General features: G+C 59.4%; 18 protein-coding genes. 12 read left to right on the top strand and 6 right to left on the bottom strand.

What is annotated here, in order from left to right:
• Positions 1 to 275 precede the first annotated feature (275 nt).
• Positions 276 to 1,649, top strand: a complete 1,374-nt coding sequence (locus APH41_RS25310) for an MFS transporter (RefSeq protein ID WP_054922167.1) — start codon at positions 276 to 278, stop codon at positions 1,647 to 1,649.
• A 60-nt stretch (positions 1,650 to 1,709) separates the two neighbouring features.
• On the opposite strand, the gene APH41_RS25305 is transcribed toward APH41_RS25310, so the two are convergent.
• The 4 genes from APH41_RS25305 to flgA form a co-directional block, all read right to left on the bottom strand.
• Positions 1,710 to 2,459 carry a flagellar brake protein gene (locus tag APH41_RS25305; protein ID WP_054922165.1) on the bottom strand — a complete coding sequence of 250 codons (750 nt, stop codon included), beginning with the start codon at positions 2,457 to 2,459 and terminating at the stop codon, positions 1,710 to 1,712.
• Between the two features lie 96 nt (positions 2,460 to 2,555).
• A complete protein-coding gene (locus tag APH41_RS25300; RefSeq protein ID WP_034128459.1) occupies positions 2,556 to 3,026 on the bottom strand; it encodes a flagella synthesis protein FlgN in 471 nt (156 codons plus the stop codon).
• A 48-nt stretch (positions 3,027 to 3,074) separates the two neighbouring features.
• Positions 3,075 to 3,398 carry a flagellar biosynthesis anti-sigma factor FlgM gene (gene flgM, locus APH41_RS25295; RefSeq protein WP_054922163.1) on the bottom strand — a complete coding sequence of 108 codons (324 nt, stop codon included), beginning with the start codon at positions 3,396 to 3,398 and terminating at the stop codon, positions 3,075 to 3,077.
• Positions 3,399 to 3,539: 141 nt separating this feature from the next.
• Entirely contained in the window at positions 3,540 to 4,304 is a 765-nt protein-coding gene (flgA, locus tag APH41_RS25290) for a flagellar basal body P-ring formation chaperone FlgA (protein WP_054922160.1), read from the bottom strand.
• Positions 4,305 to 4,378: 74 nt separating this feature from the next.
• On the opposite strand from flgA, the gene APH41_RS25285 reads away from it, so the two are divergent.
• From APH41_RS25285 to flgE, 6 genes are all read left to right on the top strand, one after another.
• Entirely contained in the window at positions 4,379 to 5,311 is a 933-nt protein-coding gene (locus APH41_RS25285; protein ID WP_034128456.1) for a chemotaxis protein CheV, read from the top strand.
• Between the two features lie 42 nt (positions 5,312 to 5,353).
• Positions 5,354 to 6,181: a protein-glutamate O-methyltransferase CheR gene (gene cheR / locus APH41_RS25280; RefSeq protein WP_014719581.1), complete on the top strand. Its 828-nt coding sequence runs from the start codon at positions 5,354 to 5,356 to the stop codon at positions 6,179 to 6,181.
• 315 nt (positions 6,182 to 6,496) lie between these two features.
• Positions 6,497 to 6,904: a flagellar basal body rod protein FlgB gene (gene flgB / locus APH41_RS25275; protein ID WP_034120825.1), complete on the top strand. Its 408-nt coding sequence runs from the start codon at positions 6,497 to 6,499 to the stop codon at positions 6,902 to 6,904.
• A gap of 3 nt (positions 6,905 to 6,907) precedes the next feature.
• Positions 6,908 to 7,351, top strand: coding sequence for a flagellar basal body rod protein FlgC (gene flgC / locus APH41_RS25270; protein WP_032895649.1), 444 nt, complete (start codon positions 6,908 to 6,910; stop codon positions 7,349 to 7,351).
• Positions 7,352 to 7,367: 16 nt separating this feature from the next.
• Entirely contained in the window at positions 7,368 to 8,087 is a 720-nt protein-coding gene (flgD, locus tag APH41_RS25265) for a flagellar hook assembly protein FlgD (RefSeq protein ID WP_034128455.1), read from the top strand.
• A 30-nt stretch (positions 8,088 to 8,117) separates the two neighbouring features.
• On the top strand, positions 8,118 to 9,434 hold the full coding sequence (flgE, locus tag APH41_RS25260) for a flagellar hook protein FlgE (RefSeq protein ID WP_054922158.1): 1,317 nt from the start codon (positions 8,118 to 8,120) through the stop codon (positions 9,432 to 9,434).
• A gap of 257 nt (positions 9,435 to 9,691) precedes the next feature.
• Here the strand turns inward: flgE and APH41_RS25255 are convergent, their stop codons facing one another.
• On the bottom strand, positions 9,692 to 12,586 hold the full coding sequence (locus APH41_RS25255; protein ID WP_032879843.1) for a ribonucleoside-diphosphate reductase subunit alpha: 2,895 nt from the start codon (positions 12,584 to 12,586) through the stop codon (positions 9,692 to 9,694).
• Between the two features lie 861 nt (positions 12,587 to 13,447).
• On the opposite strand from APH41_RS25255, the gene APH41_RS25245 reads away from it, so the two are divergent.
• Positions 13,448 to 14,173, top strand: a complete 726-nt coding sequence (locus APH41_RS25245; RefSeq protein WP_054922155.1) for a response regulator — start codon at positions 13,448 to 13,450, stop codon at positions 14,171 to 14,173.
• The gene (locus APH41_RS25240; protein WP_054922153.1) at positions 14,170 to 15,780 is read left to right on the top strand and encodes an ATP-binding protein; all 1,611 of its coding nucleotides are present in this window, start codon (positions 14,170 to 14,172) and stop codon (positions 15,778 to 15,780) included. The genes APH41_RS25245 and APH41_RS25240 overlap by 4 nt, the downstream gene beginning before the upstream one ends.
• A gap of 104 nt (positions 15,781 to 15,884) precedes the next feature.
• On the opposite strand, the gene APH41_RS25235 is transcribed toward APH41_RS25240, so the two are convergent.
• Positions 15,885 to 16,601, bottom strand: coding sequence for a 4'-phosphopantetheinyl transferase (locus tag APH41_RS25235; protein ID WP_054922151.1), 717 nt, complete (start codon positions 16,599 to 16,601; stop codon positions 15,885 to 15,887).
• A gap of 127 nt (positions 16,602 to 16,728) precedes the next feature.
• Here APH41_RS25235 and APH41_RS25230 point away from each other — a divergent pair, with 127 nt between their 5' ends.
• Genes APH41_RS25230 through APH41_RS25220 form a run of 3 tightly spaced genes read left to right on the top strand, consistent with a single transcriptional unit; the run spans position 16,729 to position 19,076 of the window.
• Positions 16,729 to 17,037: a hypothetical protein gene (locus tag APH41_RS25230; RefSeq protein ID WP_003193560.1), complete on the top strand. Its 309-nt coding sequence runs from the start codon at positions 16,729 to 16,731 to the stop codon at positions 17,035 to 17,037.
• 18 nt (positions 17,038 to 17,055) lie between these two features.
• Positions 17,056 to 17,733 (top strand): response regulator, encoded by a 678-nt coding sequence (locus APH41_RS25225; RefSeq protein ID WP_003193559.1) that lies wholly within the window; start codon positions 17,056 to 17,058, stop codon positions 17,731 to 17,733.
• Positions 17,730 to 19,076: an ATP-binding protein gene (locus APH41_RS25220; protein ID WP_019817208.1), complete on the top strand. Its 1,347-nt coding sequence runs from the start codon at positions 17,730 to 17,732 to the stop codon at positions 19,074 to 19,076. Before APH41_RS25225 ends, APH41_RS25220 begins: the two co-directional genes overlap by 4 nt.
• Positions 19,077 to 19,098 lie beyond the last annotated feature (22 nt).

The following is a 19,098-nucleotide window of genomic DNA, read 5'->3' as shown; positions in this document are numbered from 1 at the left end:
GCACGCCAACTTCCAAAGCCTGCATAGCGTTCCATTGAAACCTTTTGTACAGATACCCGAATACCAGTCGAACCTTGCGTGTTATCAAGGTTCACAGGTGGTGCGCCATGTATTTATCTCCACGGTTATGTACCTCGCAGACACCCACGTAGCGTCTGAGCTGTGAAACAAAATAATCGCCGGGAACAGGCCCTGCTGCCTGTCCGGATCCAACCGCCCCGGACTATCATGCTGATAGCCCTACCCCTCACCGCAAGGAGCCGCTCGGAACGCCGATGCGCCAGATCTGGAAATCTTTTCGAGCCCTTTATTTCGCCTCTTTGATGATGCTGATCGGCTCCGGCCTACTTAGTACTTATCTGGCTTTGCGTCTGGCAGCAGACAATGTCGACAGCCTGTGGGTCGGTGCGCTAATGGCCGCCAACTATTTTGGCTTGGTGCTGGGCGGCAAGCTCGGACACCGCCTCATCGCCCGGGTCGGGCATATTCGCGCCTACGCCACCTGCGCGGGCATCGTCGGTGCAGCGGTGCTGGGGCACGGTTTGATTGATTGGCTGCCAGCCTGGATCGTGCTGCGGATGATCGTGGGCCTGGGGATGATGTGCCAGTACATGGTCATCGAGAGTTGGCTCAACGAGCAGGCGGATGCCAAGCAGCGCGGTGTAGTGTTCAGCGGCTACATGATTGCGTCCTACCTTGGGTTGGTGCTGGGCCAACTGATCCTGGTCATGCATCCTCATCTTGGGCTTGAGCTGTTGATGCTCGTGGCGTTGTGCTTTGCGCTGTGCCTGGTCCCGGTGGCAATGACTCGACGCATTCACCCGGCCCCACTGCACCCGGCCCCGATGGAGCCGCGCTTCTTTATCAAGCGCGTGCCGCAGTCGCTCAGCACCGTGTTGGGCGCTGGGTTGATCGTCGGTTCGTTCTACGGCTTGGCACCGCTGTACGCCTCTCAGCAGGGCCTGACGACCGAGCAAGTCGGCCTGTTCATGGGGAGCTGCATTTTTGCTGGATTGGTCGTGCAGTGGCCACTGGGCTGGTTGTCGGACCGCTATGACCGCGCGCTGCTGATTCGCTGCTTCGCCTTGTGCCTGGCGGTGACGGCCTTGCCGTTGGCAATCATGACGCAGGTTCCGCTGGAAGTGTTGTTCGTGGCGGGCTTCTTCTGTTCGCTGGTGCAGTTCTGCCTTTACCCTTTGGCAGTGGCCTTTTCCAACGACCATGTGGAAGGCGATCGTCGGGTATCGCTGACGGCCATGTTGCTGGTGACCTACGGGATCGGCGCCAGCGTGGGGCCGCTGTTGGCCGGTGTGGTAATGAAGCTATTCGGCAGCCAGATGCTCTATGCGTTTTTCAGCCTGTGTGCATTGATCCTGGTGTGGCGCATTCGCCCCAAGGCGGTGACCAACCTGCATCAGGTCGATGACGCGCCGCTGCATCACGTGGCGATGCCCGACAGCATGTCCAGTTCGCCTTTGGTGGCTGCCCTTGACCCGCGGGTGGATGAGCAGGTGGTACAGGATCAGATGCAAGTCACTGTGCCCGATCCAGAGCCTGCCCCTGAAACCGATGAGCCGACGAGCGAAGAGCCGCACGAGCCACCAGACCCGGACGAACATCCCCATGACTTAAGCAGGGCACGCCCCTGAACGAAAAAACGGGCAGATCCCATCAGGATCTGCCCGTTTTTTTATCTCAGCGTCTAACGCTTAGAGATCGTCGTCTTTATCGAAGCGCCGAGCTTCACGCTGTAATTGGTAGACAAAGCGTTCCACTTGTCGCTGCACCAAGCCACTCATGTTATGAAAGCGCACGCCGGCAAAGGTGGTGTTGATCTTGTCTTCGAAGTGCAGATAGCGCAGTTCCACAGAGGTGGTCATGCTGCCGAAGGGCAGGGCAGCGATAAAGCGATCATAGACCTGGCCTAACTGCAGACGCTCGGAGATGTCGCCTTCAAAGCGCAATTTGCAGCCGGTTGCCGAGATGTCCAACAGCTTACCGCTGACAGGCACCTTGAGCTTCTCGCCACCTAACTGAATATCCACCAATTGCGCGAGTTTCAGTGCGGCGCGGAAGGCATTGCGTCTTTGGTGGTAAACCACTTCGCCGGGCAGGCTGCCGCTGTAGATGCGGTGGCCGCCTTTCTCGCTGATGGTCAAGGTGCCGTTGCTTTCCCAGGCAACCCGCACGCCCTCATGGAAGCCTTCGATACGGAAGGCTTCGCCATTCTCAAGATAGCGTTCACCGTCGCGGGGAATCATTTCGTCCAGTACCAGCGTCTTGCTGTCCCGGTCGATGTCCACTAGGTAGCTCTGGAAGCGCTGGCTACGTTCGTGGAAAGTGATGATCAGCGGGTCATGGCTTTCTTGCAGCATCCGCAACGTGCTGGCGATTTCCAGAGGCGTGGTGAGCACCTTGGGTGGCTGCGGTGCATCTTCCGCATTAAGGGCGTTGAACACGGTTCTTCCATCTCCAGGCAAAATACGACTACACGCAAGAACCGGCATTTTGCCAGTATGTAGCGCGCCTTGAATAGGTCGCGCTGTAAACCGGCGTCAGGCTTGGCTGCGGGTGCTTGGTTTGATCAGGCGTGAGGTGGAGCCTTGGGCGTTATACAGGGCCGGAGGTTCTCCGCCGTGCAGTATGCGCAACTGATTGGCGGTGGTGGCTTGCTGAAGCTGGATCGACTGGCCGTTGAGCAGGTTGGCTTCCTGGCACTGGGCGAGCAAATGATTGAGTTCTTTGCTTTGTGCCAGCAGTTGATCGCCGACTGAGGAGTGGCTGGCCAGTTGTGCCAGGCCATCATGATCGGCGGGCAGGCCCAGGCTGATCAGAATCTCGCTGCGTTTTTTGCCGTGCTGTTCGAGCAAGACAATCAGGGACTGTTTGCGCGCCAGGATTTCTTCCAGCAAGGGCATATCCCGGCCGTACAAGGCCAGTGATTCTTCCTTGAGCAGCTCGAGCAATTGTTGCGTCGGCGCCAGATCATCAATGATCAGTTGGAGCAAATGTTCGTCGTGGTGCATGGCTGGCCTTGGGTTTTAAGCGTCCAAAAGCCCTGCGCAGGCTTTTGCCTAGCGCTCGGCTTCGAAGTTGAGCAGCTTGCTGGCTACACGGTTGCTGTCGACTTTATAGCTGCCATCGGCGATAGCCTGTTTCAACTCGGCCACGCGGGCTTTATTGACGACGGGTTGATCGCGCAGCGAGTCAGTGACCTTCTGCAACTGTTGAGCCTCATTGCTCAGGTGTACCGATTCCCCACTCTGGCTGGCGGCGGCCTGTTCTGCTTTGGCAGGCAAGGGCTGCTGCTTGGCCTCTACGCTGTCCTTGGTACCGCCGGTGCGCGTATTGCCGGGCAAAGCCGGGGCGTTATTCAAACGACTGAAATCAATGACCATGTTGAAAAACCTCTGGGTATTTGGACGCTTGCCATGTTTTCGGCCATACCCGGGCAAACTTTAGGCTCGATTGACAATAAACCTGTACGGCTCAATATCCAGCACACAGTGTAGGAAAAGCTGGCATTTGATTCCAGTCATCTATAGCGCCACCTCGACCTGGCCTGGTGCCGTGACCCGCGCCTTGATCACGCGATTGGAGTTGAGGTTCTTGACGCGGATCTGTTCGCTCATGCCGCCATTTGACAGCGCCTCGCCCGGCATCCTGACGTTCAGGCCGCCGCTGCTGGCGGAAATTACCACCTGGTCACCCTTGCGAATCACCTCGGCCTGTTCCAGATGAACCAGCGTGAGGACTTGGTCGGTGACCACTGGCCGCGTGAGTTTCTGCCCGACGGCCTGGTCCAGCGACGTCAGGTAGCCCTGGTTGATCAAGCTGATATCCCGCTCGCGCAACGCCACGTCGTCGTAGCCGATGATGCCCGTGCGCTTCAACGGTCGCGCCACTACCACCACATCGCGATACAGCTTGACCTGAGCTGGTACGAAAACCGTCCAGGGCGAGGCGCCCTCACAGCGTACCTTTACGGTCACACGACCGATGGGCTGGGCGGGGCTTTCCAGAGTGGCTGTCAATTCCTTGTCGCACATTGGCATGCGCAAGCGAGGGTCCAACTGGTTGACCTGAATTTCATAACGCCCCGGCGTCTGGGTAGTCGCCAGATAATCTTCTACAGTGAACTCAAGAAAGCCTTGGGTGACGCCGATAAGTAGATCAGGCAGGGTGACGTTGTCGGCACGGGCCGTGACGCCCAGGCCCGAGACAAGCAGTGCCATCGCGGCGCAGAGCAGTCTACGGTAGCGTGAGCGGCCAGGGTGTCGGGAAACTGTCGTTTTAATATCCATACTCAGTAAATAGCAAAGCTCGTGCCGTTTAGTGTTGGGTACGCGTCGTACCCCTAGGATTTAGGAGTCTGGGCATGGCAGGTGTAATGGATTCAGTAAACCAGCGCACACAGCTGGTAGGGCAGAATCGCCTGGAGTTGTTGCTTTTCCGCCTGGATGGCAAACAGTTGTATGGCATCAACGTGTTTAAAGTGCGTGAAGTGCTGCAATGTCCCAAGTTGACGATCATGCCCAAGTCCAGTCCAGTGGTGTGCGGCGTGGCCAACATCCGTGGCGCGACCATTCCGATTCTTGACCTGGCCATGGCCACGGGGGCCGCGGGTTTGCAAGACCGCCAGAACCCCTTCGTGATCATCACCGAATACAACACCAAGACCCAGGGTTTCCTGGTGCGCTCGGTGGAGCGCATCGTCAATATGAACTGGGAAGAAATCCATCCGCCGCCCAAGGGCACGGGGCGCGATCACTACCTGACGGCGGTGACGCGGGTCGATAACCAGTTGGTGGAAATCATCGACGTGGAGAAGATCCTCGCCGAAGTGGCCCCCACCTCGGAAACCATTTCCGTCGGGGTGGTGGATGCCGAAACGGCACACAAGGCGGTTTCGCTGCGTGTGTTGACCGTGGACGACTCTTCTGTAGCGCGCAAGCAGGTCACGCGTTGCCTGCAAACGGTCGGGGTTGAGGTGGTAGCGCTCAATGATGGCCGCCAGGCCTTGGATTACCTGCGCAAGCTGGCAGACGAAGGCAAGAGGCCTGAAGAAGAATTCTTGATGATGATCTCTGACATCGAGATGCCGGAAATGGATGGCTACACGCTCACGGCCGAAATACGTAACGATCCACGCATGCAAAAGTTGCATATCATCCTGCATACTTCGTTGTCGGGGGTATTCAATCAGGCAATGGTCAAGAAGGTCGGTGCGGATGACTTTCTGGCCAAGTTCCGTCCTGATGACCTCGCATCCCGGGTAGTCGACCGGATCAAGGCAGCAGATCACGGCTAGGGGATTTCCCCTGGCGGTCACACGATTTAAGAGGCGGCATCATTGTCTACGGGTAATTTGGATTTCGAACAGTTCCGGGTCTTCCTGGAAAAAGCCTGTGGCATATTGCTCGGTGAAAACAAGCAGTACCTGGTATCCAGCCGTCTCAACAAGCTGATGGAACAGCAGGGCATCAAGTCCCTGGGTGAGTTGGTCCAGCGGATCCAGGGGCAGCCGCGCAGTGGGCTCAAGGAAATGGTGGTCGATGCCATGACTACCAACGAAACCTTGTGGTTTCGCGATACCTATCCCTTTGAAGTGCTCAAGAACAAAGTCTTGCCGGAAGCCATCAAGGCCAGCCCGGGCCAGCGCCTGCGCATCTGGTCGGCGGCCTGTTCCTCGGGGCAGGAACCGTACTCGATCTCGATGTCCATCGACGAGTTCGAGCGGACCAACATGGGCCAGTTGAAAGCCGGCGCGCAAATTGTGGCCACGGACTTGTCCGGCACTATGCTCACCAACTGCAAGACCGGTGAGTACGACAGCCTGGCGTTGGGCCGAGGCTTGTCCCAGGAGCGCCTTCAACGTTACTTCGATCCCAAAGGGGCGGGGCGTTGGGCGATCAAGGCGCCGATCAAGAACCGCGTCGAATTCCGCTCGTTCAACCTGCTCGACAGCTATGCCAGCCTGGGCAAGTTCGACATGGTGTTTTGCCGCAACGTGCTGATCTATTTCTCCGCTGAAGTGAAGAAAGACATCCTGTTGCGTATCCATGGCACGCTCAAGCGTGGAGGTTATCTGTTCCTCGGTGCCTCCGAGGCATTGAACGGCCTGCCGGATCACTTCCAGATGGTGCAGTGCAGCCCGGGAATCATCTATCAGGCCAAGTAGGCCGGGTATAGGCAATAAAACTGTGGGAGCCGGGCTTGCCCGCGATAGCGTTTTGTCAGTCGACGAATAGGTCGGCAGGCACTCGGCCATCGCAGGCAAGCCAGCTCCCACATTTGTTTTCTCGGCAAGCTGGCGTAAAGCGGCAACTGCCCATTGCCGCTTTACTGGCACTACGCGGAAATCGCTTGCCGCTTTTCTGGCATAGTCGCCGGCAACTCCCCTCGAAACCCTTAATATACGGGGCTTTCGCAAGTTTGGCATACACCTTGCTATAACCCTGCTAACGAACAGCAGGTCAGCCTAAAGGTTTCCGCCATGAGCATCAGCTTCGATAAAGCGCTCGGTATCCACGAACAAGCCCTGGGCTTCCGCGCCCAGCGTGCCGAAGTCCTGGCCAACAACATCGCCAACGCCGACACCCCGAACTACAAAGCTCGGGACCTGGACTTCTCCGCCGTGCTCGCCGCACAACAGGACAAGACCAAGAACGGCACCTTCGCCTTGAACATGACCAATAGCCGTCATATCGAAGCGCAAGGCCTGGGCAATGGTGACGAGTCGCTGCTGTATCGCACGCCGATGCAGCCGTCGATCGACCAGAACACCGTTGACGCCCAGCTGGAGCAATCGAACTACGCCGAAAACTCGGTGAACTTCCAAGCCAGCTTCACTCTGCTCAACAGCAAATTCAAAGGGCTGATGTCAGCCCTGCGCGGAGAGTAAGCCATGTCCCTGTCCAGTGTTTTCAATATTGCCGGCAGTGGCATGAGCGCGCAGACCACGCGTTTGAACACCGTCGCCAGTAACATCGCCAACGCCGAGACCGTCTCCTCGAGCATTGACCAGACCTATCGCGCCCGCCATCCGGTATTCGCCACCATGTTCCAGGGTGGCCAGGCAGGCGGCAGCGAGTCGCTGTTCCAGAATCAGGACGCAGCTGGCTCCGGCGTGCAGGTGTTGGGCGTCGTCGAAGACCAGAGCAACCTGGAGGCCCGTTACGAGCCCAACCATCCTGCCGCGAACGAAAAGGGTTACGTCTACTACCCCAACGTCAACGTGGTCGAGGAAATGGCTGACATGATTTCCGCCAGCCGTTCGTTCCAGACCAACGCGGAAATGATGAACACCGCCAAAACCATGATGCAGAAGGTCCTGACCCTGGGTCAGTGATAAGGGGCGCCAAATAATGGCCATCGTTGATACGTCAAACAACACGGCTGTCCAGGACCTGTTCAACTCCAAGGTCAAGGACGCGTCGAACAATGTCTCGAATGTTTCCAAAGCGGCCACGGGTAACCAGGCGCTGGGCAAGGACGCATTCCTGCAGTTGCTGGTGACCCAGCTGAAAAACCAGAACCCGCTGTCGCCCCAGGACAACGGCGCGTTCGTGGCCCAGCTTGCCCAGTTCAGCAGCCTGGAAGGCATCAACACCCTGAACGACTCGGTGAACAACATCTCCAGCAACTTCAGCTCTTCTCAAGCGCTGCAGGCTTCGTCGCTGGTGGGGCGGTCGATCATTATCCAGACCGACAAAGCCATGGTGGATACCAGCAAGAGCATGAACGGTTCAGTGGCGGTGCCATCGGCGGTGGGCAACGTGTCCGTCAAGATCACCGACAAGGACGGCAACGTCGTACGCACCGTGGATATGGGCGCGCAGAGTGCCGGCAGCCAGAGCTTTATCTGGGACGGCAAGAACGACAAGGGTGAGGTCGCCCCAGCCGGCACCTACACCTTCAATGCCTCCACCAAGAACGACAAAGGTGACGCGGTGGCCCTGACCACCTCGCTACCAGCCACGGTCACCAGCGTGACCCTGAGCAAGACCGGCGGCGAAATGCTGCTCAACCTTGCAGGCGGCATGGGCAGCGTCAAGCTGTCGCAAATTCAGACTATCGGTACATAGAGCCGGCTAAATACGGCAGAGGAGAGAAACATGTCTTTTAACATCGGCCTTAGCGGCCTCTATGCGGCCAACAAACAACTGGACGTGACCGGCAACAACATCGCCAACGTCGCGACCACTGGCTTCAAGTCATCCCGTGCGGAATTCGCGGATATCTACGCGGCCTCCAAGCTGGGCACCGGCCAGAACAGCATCGGCAACGGTGTGAACCTGGCGGCGGTGTCCCAGCAGTTCACCCAGGGCGACGTCAACGGGAGTGGCGGCATCCTCGACATGGCGATCCAGGGTGGTGGCTTCTTCGTGCAGAAGGGCAGCGACGGTTCGCTGGAATACACCCGTAGCGGTGCTTTCCGTGCGGACAAAGACGGCTATATCACCAACAATACCGGCACCTCGCGCCTGCAAGGCTATGCCGCGGACGAGAATGGCAAAATCACCAAAGGCGGCCTGGTTGACCTGCAGCTGAACCTGGCGAACCTGCCGCCGAAGGCGTCTACCAAGGTGGACTCTTCCAGCAACCTGAACTCCTCGTCGCCGGTGATCGATCAGTCCAAGAACCCGTTTGATCCAACCAAGTCCGAAAGCTTCACCACGCAATACAGCACCACCTTGTACGACTCCCAGGGCAATGCGCACCCGATGGTGCAGTACTTGGTCAAAACCGATGCCAACCAGTGGCAGGCCTACACCTTGATCGATGGCCGCAATCCTGATGGTTCGGCTCCTACCGGTACCGGTGCTGACGTGAAGGCGCCTGTGCCGTCGACGTTGAGCTTCGATGGTGCTGGTAACCTCAAGAGCATCGTGACCGGCGGTGTTGCCGGTAACACCTTGACCATCAAGGATTGGGTACCTGGCACGGTGACCGATGGCGTATGGAAAGCTAACGATGCGACGGCTAACAAGGATGGCATCGCCATCAACATGGGCACCGTCACCCAGTACAACTCGGCCAGCTACCGTAACCCGCCGGTCACAGATGGTTACGCCACCGGCCAGATCACCGGCCTGAAGATCGATGGCAGCGGCGTGCTCTTCGCCACCTTCAGTAACCAGCAGAGCAAGGCCATCGGCCAGATTTCCCTGGCCAGCTTCAACAACGAGCAGGGCCTGCAGCCCGCCGGCGGTACGACCTGGAAAGAGACCTTCGCGTCGGGCCAGCCGGGCTACGACGCACCGGAATCTGGCACTCTGGGGTCGATCAAGGCCAGCTCCCTGGAGAACTCCAACGTCAACTTGACCAACGAGCTGGTGGACCTGATCAAGGCCCAGAGCAACTACCAGGCGAACGCCAAGACCATCTCCACCCAAAGCACCATCATGCAGACCATCATTCAGATGACCTGATAGGTTAGCGCTTTAAAATGTGGGAGGGGGCTTGCCCCCGATAGCGGTGTATCAGCCAAGTATCCATTGACTGACACCCTATCGGGAGCAAGCCCCCTCCCACATTTGCATCTGCTTCACGCTGTCCATCCAGGTATTGACCGAACAGCAATACCGCAACAAGGGCTTTATGCCCGCCCAAGAAAAAGCCCCCGATACACCCTAGGTGTATCGGGGGCTTTTCTGCCTCGGGTGGTTAAACCCAGGGCAGGTTCAGCTTATTGGCAAGCTTCGCAATCCGGCTCGTCAATCGCGCAGGCCTTTGGCACAGGTGCCGGGCCGGCTGGCGCTGCGAGTACCGAGTCATCACCGTGGTTGCCGCTGGACACTGCGTTCAGCTTGCCGGTGTTGATGGTCGACTTCTCGGTGCTGGTGGCGGCCAGCGCACGGAGGTAGTAAGTGGTTTTCAGGCCACGGTACCACGCCATGCGGTAGGTCACGTCCAGCTTCTTGCCCGAAGCGCCGGCGATGTACAGGTTCAGGGACTGGGCCTGGTCGATCCACTTCTGACGACGGCTGGCGGCGTCAACGATCCACTTGGTGTCCACTTCGAAGGCGGTCGCGTAGAGCTCTTTGAGTTCTTGCGGGATGCGCTCGATCTGCTGCACGGAACCGTCGTAGTACTTCAGGTCGTTGATCATGACCGAGTCCCACAGGCCACGGGCCTTCAGATCGCGAACCAGGTACGGGTTGATCACGGTGAATTCGCCCGACAGGTTCGATTTCACATACAGGTTCTGGTAGGTCGGTTCGATCGACTGCGACACGCCAGTGATGTTCGCGATGGTGGCGGTCGGTGCGATGGCCATGATGTTGGAGTTACGAATACCCTTCTGCACACGGGCACGTACCGGGGCCCAGTCCAGGGTTTCGTTCAGGTCGACGTCGATGTACTTCTGGCCACGGGCTTCGATCAGGATCTGTTGCGAATCCAGCGGCAGGATGCCCTTGGACCACAGCGAACCCTGGAACGTCTCGTAGGCACCGCGCTCGTCGGCCAGGTCGCAGGAAGCCTGGATCGCGTAGTAGCTGACCGCTTCCATGGACTTGTCGGCGAACTCGACCGCTGCATCGGAACCGTAAGGGATGTGCTGCAGGTACAACGCGTCCTGGAAGCCCATGATCCCCAGGCCAACCGGACGGTGCTTGAAGTTGGAGTTCTGCGCCTGTGGCACCGAGTAGTAGTTGATGTCGATGACGTTATCGAGCATGCGTACGGCGGTGTTGACGGTACGCTCCAGCTTGGCGGTGTCCAGCTTGCCGTTGACGATGTGGTTCGGCAGGTTGATCGAGCCCAGGTTGCAAACGGCGATCTCGTCCTTGTTGGTGTTCAAGGTGATCTCGGTGCACAGGTTCGAGCTGTGGACCACGCCCACGTGCTGCTGCGGGCTGCGCAGGTTGCATGGGTCCTTGAAGGTCAACCATGGGTGGCCGGTTTCGAACAGCATGGACAGCATTTTGCGCCACAGGTCTTTGGCCTGGATGGTCTTGAACAGCTTGACCTTGCCTGGGTACTCGGTGAGGGCTTCGTAGTACTCGTAGCGCTCTTCGAAGGCCTTGCCGGTCAGGTCGTGCAGGTCCGGGACTTCGGATGGCGAGAACAGGGTCCACTTGCCGTCATCGAAGACGCGCTTCATGAACAGGTCAGGGATCCAGTTGGCGGTGTTCATGTCGTGGGTACGACGACGGTCATCACCGGTGTTCTTGCGCAGCTCGATGAACTCTTCAATGTCCATGTGCCAGGTTTCCAGGTAGGCACATACAGCGCCTTTGCGCTTGCCACCCTGGTTCACGGCAACGGCGGTGTCGTTTACCACTTTCAGGAACGGTACGACGCCCTGGGACTTGCCGTTGGTGCCCTTGATGTACGAACCCAGTGCACGCACCGGTGTCCAGTCGTTGCCCAGGCCGCCGGCGAATTTGGACAGCATGGCGTTGTCGTGGATCGCGTGGTAGATGCCCGACAGGTCATCCGGCACGGTGGTCAGGTAGCAGCTCGACAGCTGTGGACGCAGGGTGCCGGCGTTGAACAGGGTCGGGGTCGACGACATGTAGTCGAAGGACGACAGCAGGTTGTAGAACTCGATGGCACGGTCTTCTTTGTTCTTCTCTTCGATCGCCAGGCCCATGGCCACGCGCATGAAGAACACTTGCGGCAGTTCGAAGCGGATACCGTCCTTGTGGATGAAGTAACGGTCGTACAGGGTTTGCAGGCCCAGGTAGGTGAACTGCTGGTCACGCTCGTGGTTGATCGCCTTGCCGAGTTTTTCCAGGTCGAAAGTGGCCAGGATCGGGTTCAGCAATTCGAATTCGATACCTTTGGCGATGTAGGCCGGCAGGGCCTTGGCGTACAGGTCGGCCATCTCGTGGTGAGTGGCGCTGTCGGCGACTTTCAGGAAGCCCAGGCCTTCGGCACGCAGGGTGTCCATCAGCAGGCGGGCGGTCACGAACGAGTAGTTCGGCTCACGCTCGACCAGGGTACGGGCGGTCATTACCAGGGCGGTGTTGACGTCGGTCAGGGCTACGCCGTCGTACAGGTTCTTCAGGGTTTCGCGCTGGATCAGGTCACCGTCGACTTCTTCCAGGCCTTCGCAGGCCTCGGTGATGATCGTGTTCAGGCGGCCCAGGTCCAGCGGGGCAAAGCTGCCATCGGCCAGGGTGATGCGGATCGACGGGTGCGCTTGTACGGCGGCTTCTTCGGCCGGGGAACGTACGGCACGCTCCTTGGCGCGCGAATCACGGTAGATCACGTAGTCGCGGGCCACTTTTTGCTCGCCGGCACGCATCAGGGCCAGTTCTACCTGGTCCTGGATTTCTTCGATGTGGATAGTGCCGCCCGATGGCATGCGACGCTTGAAGGTCGCGGTGACCTGTTCGGTCAGGCGTGCAACGGTGTCGTGGATGCGCGACGAAGCGGCAGCGGTGCCGCCTTCAACTGCAAGAAACGCTTTGGTGATGGCGACGGTGATTTTGTCATCGGTATAAGGAACGACAGTGCCGTTACGCTTGATCACGCGCAGTTGGCCAGGTGCAGTGGCGGACAGATCCAGGTTCGAATCAGCGGCCTGCGGCACGGAGCCCTGCGGGTTCTCGCGAGTTGTGTCGGTTTGCATGAGGGGGTGTCTCCACATTCTATATTTATTTGGGCACCATCACGGTGCCCACCGTTCCGTCCTGAAGCACTTACAGCAGGCCTGGGCCTGGCATAACAACTTCGGGACAGGAGGAAGGGAGCTCATCGCGCCGCTTCCATGCCGAAGTCTTTGGTTCGGGGCCGGGGAGCCCTTCGCCGTATTCCTGGTGGGTGACAGTGGCCCCATTCAAGCCCTGCAACACCCGTACCGTTTTCTGCCAATCGGGTTGGAAAACGGCCGCCATCCGCGTGCGCGGTTTGGGCTTTCAAAAAATGCTTTGGTTCAACCAAACGCGAGCAAGAAAGCGCTTGAGTTTCTTGTCTGATATGTGTTTGGTCTTTTCGCTGAAAACCCTACATGTAGGGTTTTTTTAGCGCCGAGGTACAAGATAATGCGTTTTTGGGGGCTTAGCAACGCACTACCTGTGGATAACGCTGTGGGTAAAATGTGTATGAATCATGGAACACCCGTGTAGGCCGCATTACTACTGGATTACACCGTTTGTCACCGAATATTCCCGGCTAGAAACTGCCGGCGGGAATTTTGAGGGCGCGAACCCTACCACAAAAAATCGCCATGACCGAATGGATTTCGCGGCTTGTGTTCAAGGGCCGTTGCATGGCTACAATCGGCCTTTGTTATGCCTTCAAAACATGACAAACAGGCTATGCCTGCGGAAGATCAATAGGTGGGAGCTGGCTTGCCTGCGATGGCGTTGGATCAGCCGCCAACAGGCGCGCTGACCCACCGTCATCGCAGGCAAGCCAGCTCCCACACCGACCGTATTTCACATTCGATCGTGTCGGCCAGAAGAACTTCTTATAAAAACGAGGACAATGCATGGAGCAAGAAGCCTGGCAGATACTGATCGTCGAGGACGACGAGCGACTCGCCGAGTTGACCCGTGAGTACCTGGAAAGCAACGGCCTGCGTGTGTCGGTGGAAAGCGATGGTGCCAAGGCCACGGCGCGCATCATCGCCGAACAGCCCGACCTGGTGATCCTCGACCTGATGCTGCCCGGCGAAGACGGCCTGACCATCTGCCGCAAGGTGCGCGAGCGCTATGACGGCGTGATCCTGATGCTCACCGCGCGCACCGACGACATGGACCAGGTGCAGGGCTTGGACATGGGCGCCGACGACTATGTGTGCAAACCCGTGCGCCCGCGTTTGTTGCTGGCACGTATCCAGGCGCTGCTGCGCCGCAGCGAACCGGTGTTGCCCGTTGCAGTGGAAAACCAGCGCCGCCTCCAGTTTGGTCCGTTGGTGGTGGACAATGCCTTGCGCGAAGCCTGGTTGCATGAGAGCAGCATCGAACTGACCAGCGCTGAATTCGACTTGCTGTGGCTGCTGGTTGCGAACGCCGGGCGCATCCTGTCCCGCGAAGAAATCTTCATAGCGCTGCGTGGTATCGGCTATGACGGCCAGGATCGCTCCATTGACGTGCGTATCTCGCGCATTCGGCCAAAGATCGGCGACGATCCGCTCCACCCACGCCTGATCAAGACCATCCGCAGCAAAGGCTACCTGTTCGTCCCCGAAGCCGCTGCCGATATGCCGCTGTGAACTCGATCTTCCTGCGCATCTACGGCGGCATGTGCGCGGCGCTGATCCTGGTGGCGTTGCTCGGCGCTCTGGCACTGCACCTGCTTAATGACGTGCGCAGCGGCCAGTACCGTGAGCGCCTGGCCCACGGCACCTTTGCGTTGATGGGCGATAACCTGCAACCCATGAGCACCATTGAACGGCAGCGCGCCTTGGCGGTGTGGGAGCGCTTGCTGGGCATCCCGCTGGAGTTGCGCACGTTCACCGATGCGCAATTGGACCTGGGCCAGCGCAACCGCCTGCAACGCGGCCAGGTCCTGGTTGAGCAGACCGGGCCTCATGCGGCGCGGGTGCTGCGGTTGGTCAGCGAGCAAGAGCAATTGGTGCTCACCGGCGAAGTGCAGCAGATCAGCGAGCAATTGGCCCGTGCGACTATTTACCTGCTGGCCGACGAACTGGTACGTTTCCCGGTGGCCGAACAGCCCCAGCGCCTGGCCGACATCAAACACGCCAAGGGTTTTGGTTTTGAAATGCACCTGATGGCCCTTGACCAGGCCGACATGGACGACGACCAGCGTCGTCGCGTGGCGGAGGGCGATACGGTGATGGCGCTGGGCAAGGGCGGCGATTCGATTCGCGTGTTTGCCGGCATGGTCGGCACCCCGTGGGTACTGGAGATCGGCCCGCTGTACCAGATGAACCCGTACCCGGCGCAATGGCTGATCCTGATCACCTTGATCGGCCTGACTCTGATCGGCTTGATCGTCTATTTGCTGGTGCGTCAACTTGAGCGTCGGCTCAAAGGCCTTGAGGCAGCGGCTACGCGTATCGCCAAGGGCAACCTGGAAGTGCGCGTACCCGCTCGCGGTGCAGACTCGGTCGGGCGGCTGGCGGCAGCTTTCAATGGCATGGCCGAGCACCTGCAGCAATTGCTGGCGATTCAGCGCGAGCTGGTGCGCGCGGTCTCCCACGAGTTGCGCACACCGGTCGCGCGCCTGCGTTTTGGCCTGGAGATGATCGGTGACGCCGCCACGCCCGAGGCGCGGCGCAAATACCTGGAAGGCATGGATGGCGATATCCAGGACCTCGATGGCCTGGTGGACGAGATGCTCACTTATGCGCGCTTGGAACAGGGTGCGCCGGAGCTGAATTTCCAGCGCGTAGACCTTGATGCATTGCTCGATCAGGTGATTGGCGAATTATCGCCATTGCGCCCGCAGGTCACCGTCACTCGGGGTATTTGCCTGTCTTCGGCACATTGGGATGACGCCTGGGTCGACGCTGAACCGCGCTACTTGCACCGTGCCCTGCAAAATCTGGTGAGTAACGCCATGCGCCACGCCAGAGGCCAGGTGTTGATCAGTTATCAGGTGGGGCAGGTGCGCTGTCGCATCGATGTGGAAGACGACGGCCCTGGTGTGCCGGAAAGCGCCTGGGAGCGGATCTTCACGCCGTTCCTGCGCTTGGATGACAGCCGTACCCGCGCTTCTGGCGGGCATGGCCTGGGCTTGTCGATCGTGCGGCGGATTATCTATTGGCACGGCGGGCGGGCGCTGATCAGCAAGAGCAATAACCTGGGTGGGGCGTGTTTCAGCCTGAGCTGGCCCAGGGATCAAGATAAACCCTGAAAACCTAACTGTAGGAGCGAGCTTGCTCGCGAAAAACCTCAACGATAACGCGTGCTGCCTGAATAAACGCGGCGCCTGTGAGTTTTTCGCGAGCAAGCTCGCTCCTACATTGCGATAGCCACCAAGCTCAACAACTGCTCCCCCTCCACCACAAACTGCCCTTCCAGCTCTTTGCCATGCTTCCATTCTTGCGAAAGATCGGTCAGCAACCGCAGGCGCACCTTCCCAGCCGCTGACCACTCCAACACCTCGGCATGCTCGAAATAAAAGCGCTTGTGCACGATCGGATAGAGCGCCTTGAACAAGCTTTCCTTCACCGAAAACGTCAGTGTCACCAGCAAGGCGTGTTGCTCACGGGGCAGGGCGGCCATGCGCTGGAGCTCATCGGCCGTCAGAATTTCCCCGGCCAGGCGTTCGGCCCGTTCCACCGTCAGCAGATGCTCCAGGTCCATGCCCAGCCCGCGCCATTGCGCCTTGTGCCCGACAATCGCCGCAGCGTGCCCGGTGCTGTGGGTGATGGAACCACTGATATGCCCTGGCCAGACCGGGGCGCGGTCTTCGCCGATGGCCGGGATGCAGTGCAGATGATCGAGTCGTTGCAGCGCTTCGCGCGCGCACAGGCGGCCGGCGAGAAATTCCGCCTGGCGCTTGGCGACCGAGCGTTGGATGCTCGCGGGCGGCGGCACATCGCAGCGCTGGAAATCGCCGTGGCTCAATAAAGCCGGGTCGAATCGCGTGCTCAAAAACACCGTGCCCGGCAAAGAAACCGGCAACGGCCAATGATCATCGAGTGGGGTGCAGCAAGCGGGTAGGGGCGTCATGCGCGGTATTTTGCCGAGTTGGTGCGTCAGTGGATAGCCCGATGCGGTTCAGAGCCTGTTCAGGGGGAGTTCAGGGGCGCCTGCGTAGTCTGGGCCCCACAGCCTAAATGCGTATGAGGTAACCACCATGACTGCGATCAAAAAGCTGATGTTGGCCTTGACCATGCTCGGCGCCACTGCCGGCGTGCAGGCGTCCGATGGCGCCTTTGCGGCCTTTGGCAGCGAGAAAACCAAGAAATCCAGCAACCTGATCCATCGTGTCAGCTTCGAAGACGCCGGCACCCAGGCCGCGCCGTGGGGCCAGGCCCTGGGCGCTACCCCTGCGCAACCCGACTATCGCAGCGGCTACGCGCACCTGACTGGCCATTACAATGGCATAAAACTGCGCCCCCAAGAGCTGCAGGGCCGCTATGATATCCCCCTGTCGGCTAGTTGAATTGCAGTGGAGAACCTTATGAAATTGCTGGTGGTGGAAGATGAGGCGCTGCTGCGTCATCACCTGTTTACCCGCCTGACCGACAGCGGGCACGTGGTCGAAGCCGTGGCCAATGCCGAAGAAGCCCTGTACCAGACCGGCCAGTTCAACCATGACCTGGCGATCATCGACCTTGGCCTGCCCGGCATGGGCGGCCTGGACCTGATTCGCCAGTTGCGCACCCAGACCAAGACCTTCCCGATCCTGATCCTCACCGCCCGCGGCAACTGGCAGGACAAGGTTGAAGGCTTGGCGGCCGGGGCCGACGACTACGTGGTCAAGCCGTTCCAGTTCGAAGAGCTGGAGGCACGCATGAACGCCTTGCTGCGCCGCTCCAGCGGTTTTACCCAGTCGACTATCGTTGCCGGGCCGCTGCTGCTGGACCTCAACCGCAAGCAAGCCTCCCTGGACGAGCAACCCTTGGCGCTGACCGCCTACGAGTATCGGATCCTCGAATACTTGATGCGTCATCATCAACAAGTGGTCGCCAAAGACCGTTTGATGGAGCAACTGTACCCGGATGACGACGAGCGCGATCCAAACGTGATCGAAGTGCTGGTCGGCCGCCTGCGCCGCAAGCTGGAAGGCCCGGCCGGGTTCAAGCCGATCGACACCGTGCGTGGCCTGGGCTACCTGTTCAATGAGCGCTGCCGTTGATTCGTTCGCTACGTGTGCGCCTGATGCTGGCGGCCGCCACCCTGGCCGTGCTGTTTATGCTCGGCCTGTTGCCGGCCATGCAAGGCGCGTTCAGCCTGGCGTTGCAGGATTCCATCGAACAGCGCCTGGCGTCGGATGTGACCACCCTGATATCTGCGGCGCGGGTCGACAATAACCGCCTGCTGATGCCGGCGCAGCTGCCCGATGAGCGTTTCAACCTCACCGACAGTCGGCTGCTGGGTTATATCTACGACCGTGAAGGCCATCTGGTATGGCGCTCGCGGGCGACCCAGGAAGAAAACATCAACTACAAACCGCGCTATGACGGGCGCGGCAACGAATTTGCGCGGATTCGCGAGGCCAATGGCCAGGAATTCTTCGTGTATGACGTCGAGGTGCGCCTACTGGGAGGCAAGAGCGCGGCGTTCAGCATTGTCGCCTTGCAGCCGGTGCGCGAATACCAACTGACCCTCGAAGGCCTGCGTGAGAACCTCTACCTCGGGTTCGGCGCGGCGTTGCTGGTGCTGTTGACGCTGTTGTGGCTGGGCCTGACCTGGGGCCTGCAAGCCCTGCGGCGCCTGAGCCATGAGCTCGACCAGATCGAAGGCGGCACCCGCGAAAGCCTCAGCGAAGAACACCCCCGTGAGCTGCTGCGCCTGACTGGCTCCCTGAACCGCTTGCTGCACAGCGAGCGCGAACAGCGTGCGCGCTACCGCGATTCTCTTGATGACTTGGCTCACAGCCTGAAAACGCCACTGGCGGTGTTGCAGGGCGTGAGCGAAGACATGGCCCAGCGGCCTGAAGAACGTAGCCAGGCGTGGGTGCTGCAATCGCAAATCGAACGCATGAGCCAGCAGATCGGTTACCAACTGCAGCGTGCCAGCCTGCGTAAAAGTGGCCTGGTGCGCCACCAGGTCCGCCTGGAACCGGTGGTGCAAAGCCTGTGCGATACATTGGAAAAAGTTTACCGCGACAAGCGGGTCACCGTGACCTTCGATTTACCGCAGGCCTGCGAAGTGCCCATCGAGAAGGGCGCGTTGCTCGAAATGCTCGGCAACCTGCTGGAAAACGCCTACCGCCTGTGCCTCAAGCAAGTGCGTATCAGCCTGGTGGAAAACCTCGATGGCATTGAGCTGTGTATCGAAGACGACGGCCCCGGCGTACCACCGGACCAGCGTGCACGGATCCTGCAGCGCGGCGAACGGCTAGATCGCCAGCACCCGGGGCAGGGGATCGGGCTGGCGGTGGTCAAGGACATCATCGAAAGCTATCACGCGCGGTTGACGTTGGGGGATTCAGCGTTGGGTGGGGCGGCGTTCAGGATTCACTTTCCTGCCTTGTGATCTGCACTGGCCTCATCGCAGG

The organism is Pseudomonas sp. NBRC 111138 (assembly GCF_001320835.1).
Taxonomy (GTDB): domain Bacteria; phylum Pseudomonadota; class Gammaproteobacteria; order Pseudomonadales; family Pseudomonadaceae; genus Aquipseudomonas; species Aquipseudomonas paracarnis.
Note: the sequence above shows the minus strand (reverse complement) of the source record. Positions and strands in the feature narration are given on the sequence as shown.

Coding starts and splice junctions, on each gene's coding strand:
- APH41_RS25310 (WP_054922167.1), top strand. CDS start 276: ATGCGCCAGATCTGGAAATCTTTTCGAGCCCTTTATTTCGCCTCTTTG.
- APH41_RS25300 (WP_034128459.1), bottom strand. CDS start 3,026: ATGCACCACGACGAACATTTGCTCCAACTGATCATTGATGATCTGGCG.
- flgM (WP_054922163.1), bottom strand. CDS start 3,398: ATGGTCATTGATTTCAGTCGTTTGAATAACGCCCCGGCTTTGCCCGGC.
- flgA (WP_054922160.1), bottom strand. CDS start 4,304: ATGGATATTAAAACGACAGTTTCCCGACACCCTGGCCGCTCACGCTAC.
- APH41_RS25285 (WP_034128456.1), top strand. CDS start 4,379: ATGGCAGGTGTAATGGATTCAGTAAACCAGCGCACACAGCTGGTAGGG.
- flgB (WP_034120825.1), top strand. CDS start 6,497: ATGAGCATCAGCTTCGATAAAGCGCTCGGTATCCACGAACAAGCCCTG.
- flgC (WP_032895649.1), top strand. CDS start 6,908: ATGTCCCTGTCCAGTGTTTTCAATATTGCCGGCAGTGGCATGAGCGCG.
- flgD (WP_034128455.1), top strand. CDS start 7,368: ATGGCCATCGTTGATACGTCAAACAACACGGCTGTCCAGGACCTGTTC.
- flgE (WP_054922158.1), top strand. CDS start 8,118: ATGTCTTTTAACATCGGCCTTAGCGGCCTCTATGCGGCCAACAAACAA.
- APH41_RS25255 (WP_032879843.1), bottom strand. CDS start 12,586: ATGCAAACCGACACAACTCGCGAGAACCCGCAGGGCTCCGTGCCGCAG.
- APH41_RS25245 (WP_054922155.1), top strand. CDS start 13,448: ATGGAGCAAGAAGCCTGGCAGATACTGATCGTCGAGGACGACGAGCGA.
- APH41_RS25235 (WP_054922151.1), bottom strand. CDS start 16,601: ATGACGCCCCTACCCGCTTGCTGCACCCCACTCGATGATCATTGGCCG.
- APH41_RS25230 (WP_003193560.1), top strand. CDS start 16,729: ATGACTGCGATCAAAAAGCTGATGTTGGCCTTGACCATGCTCGGCGCC.
- APH41_RS25225 (WP_003193559.1), top strand. CDS start 17,056: ATGAAATTGCTGGTGGTGGAAGATGAGGCGCTGCTGCGTCATCACCTG.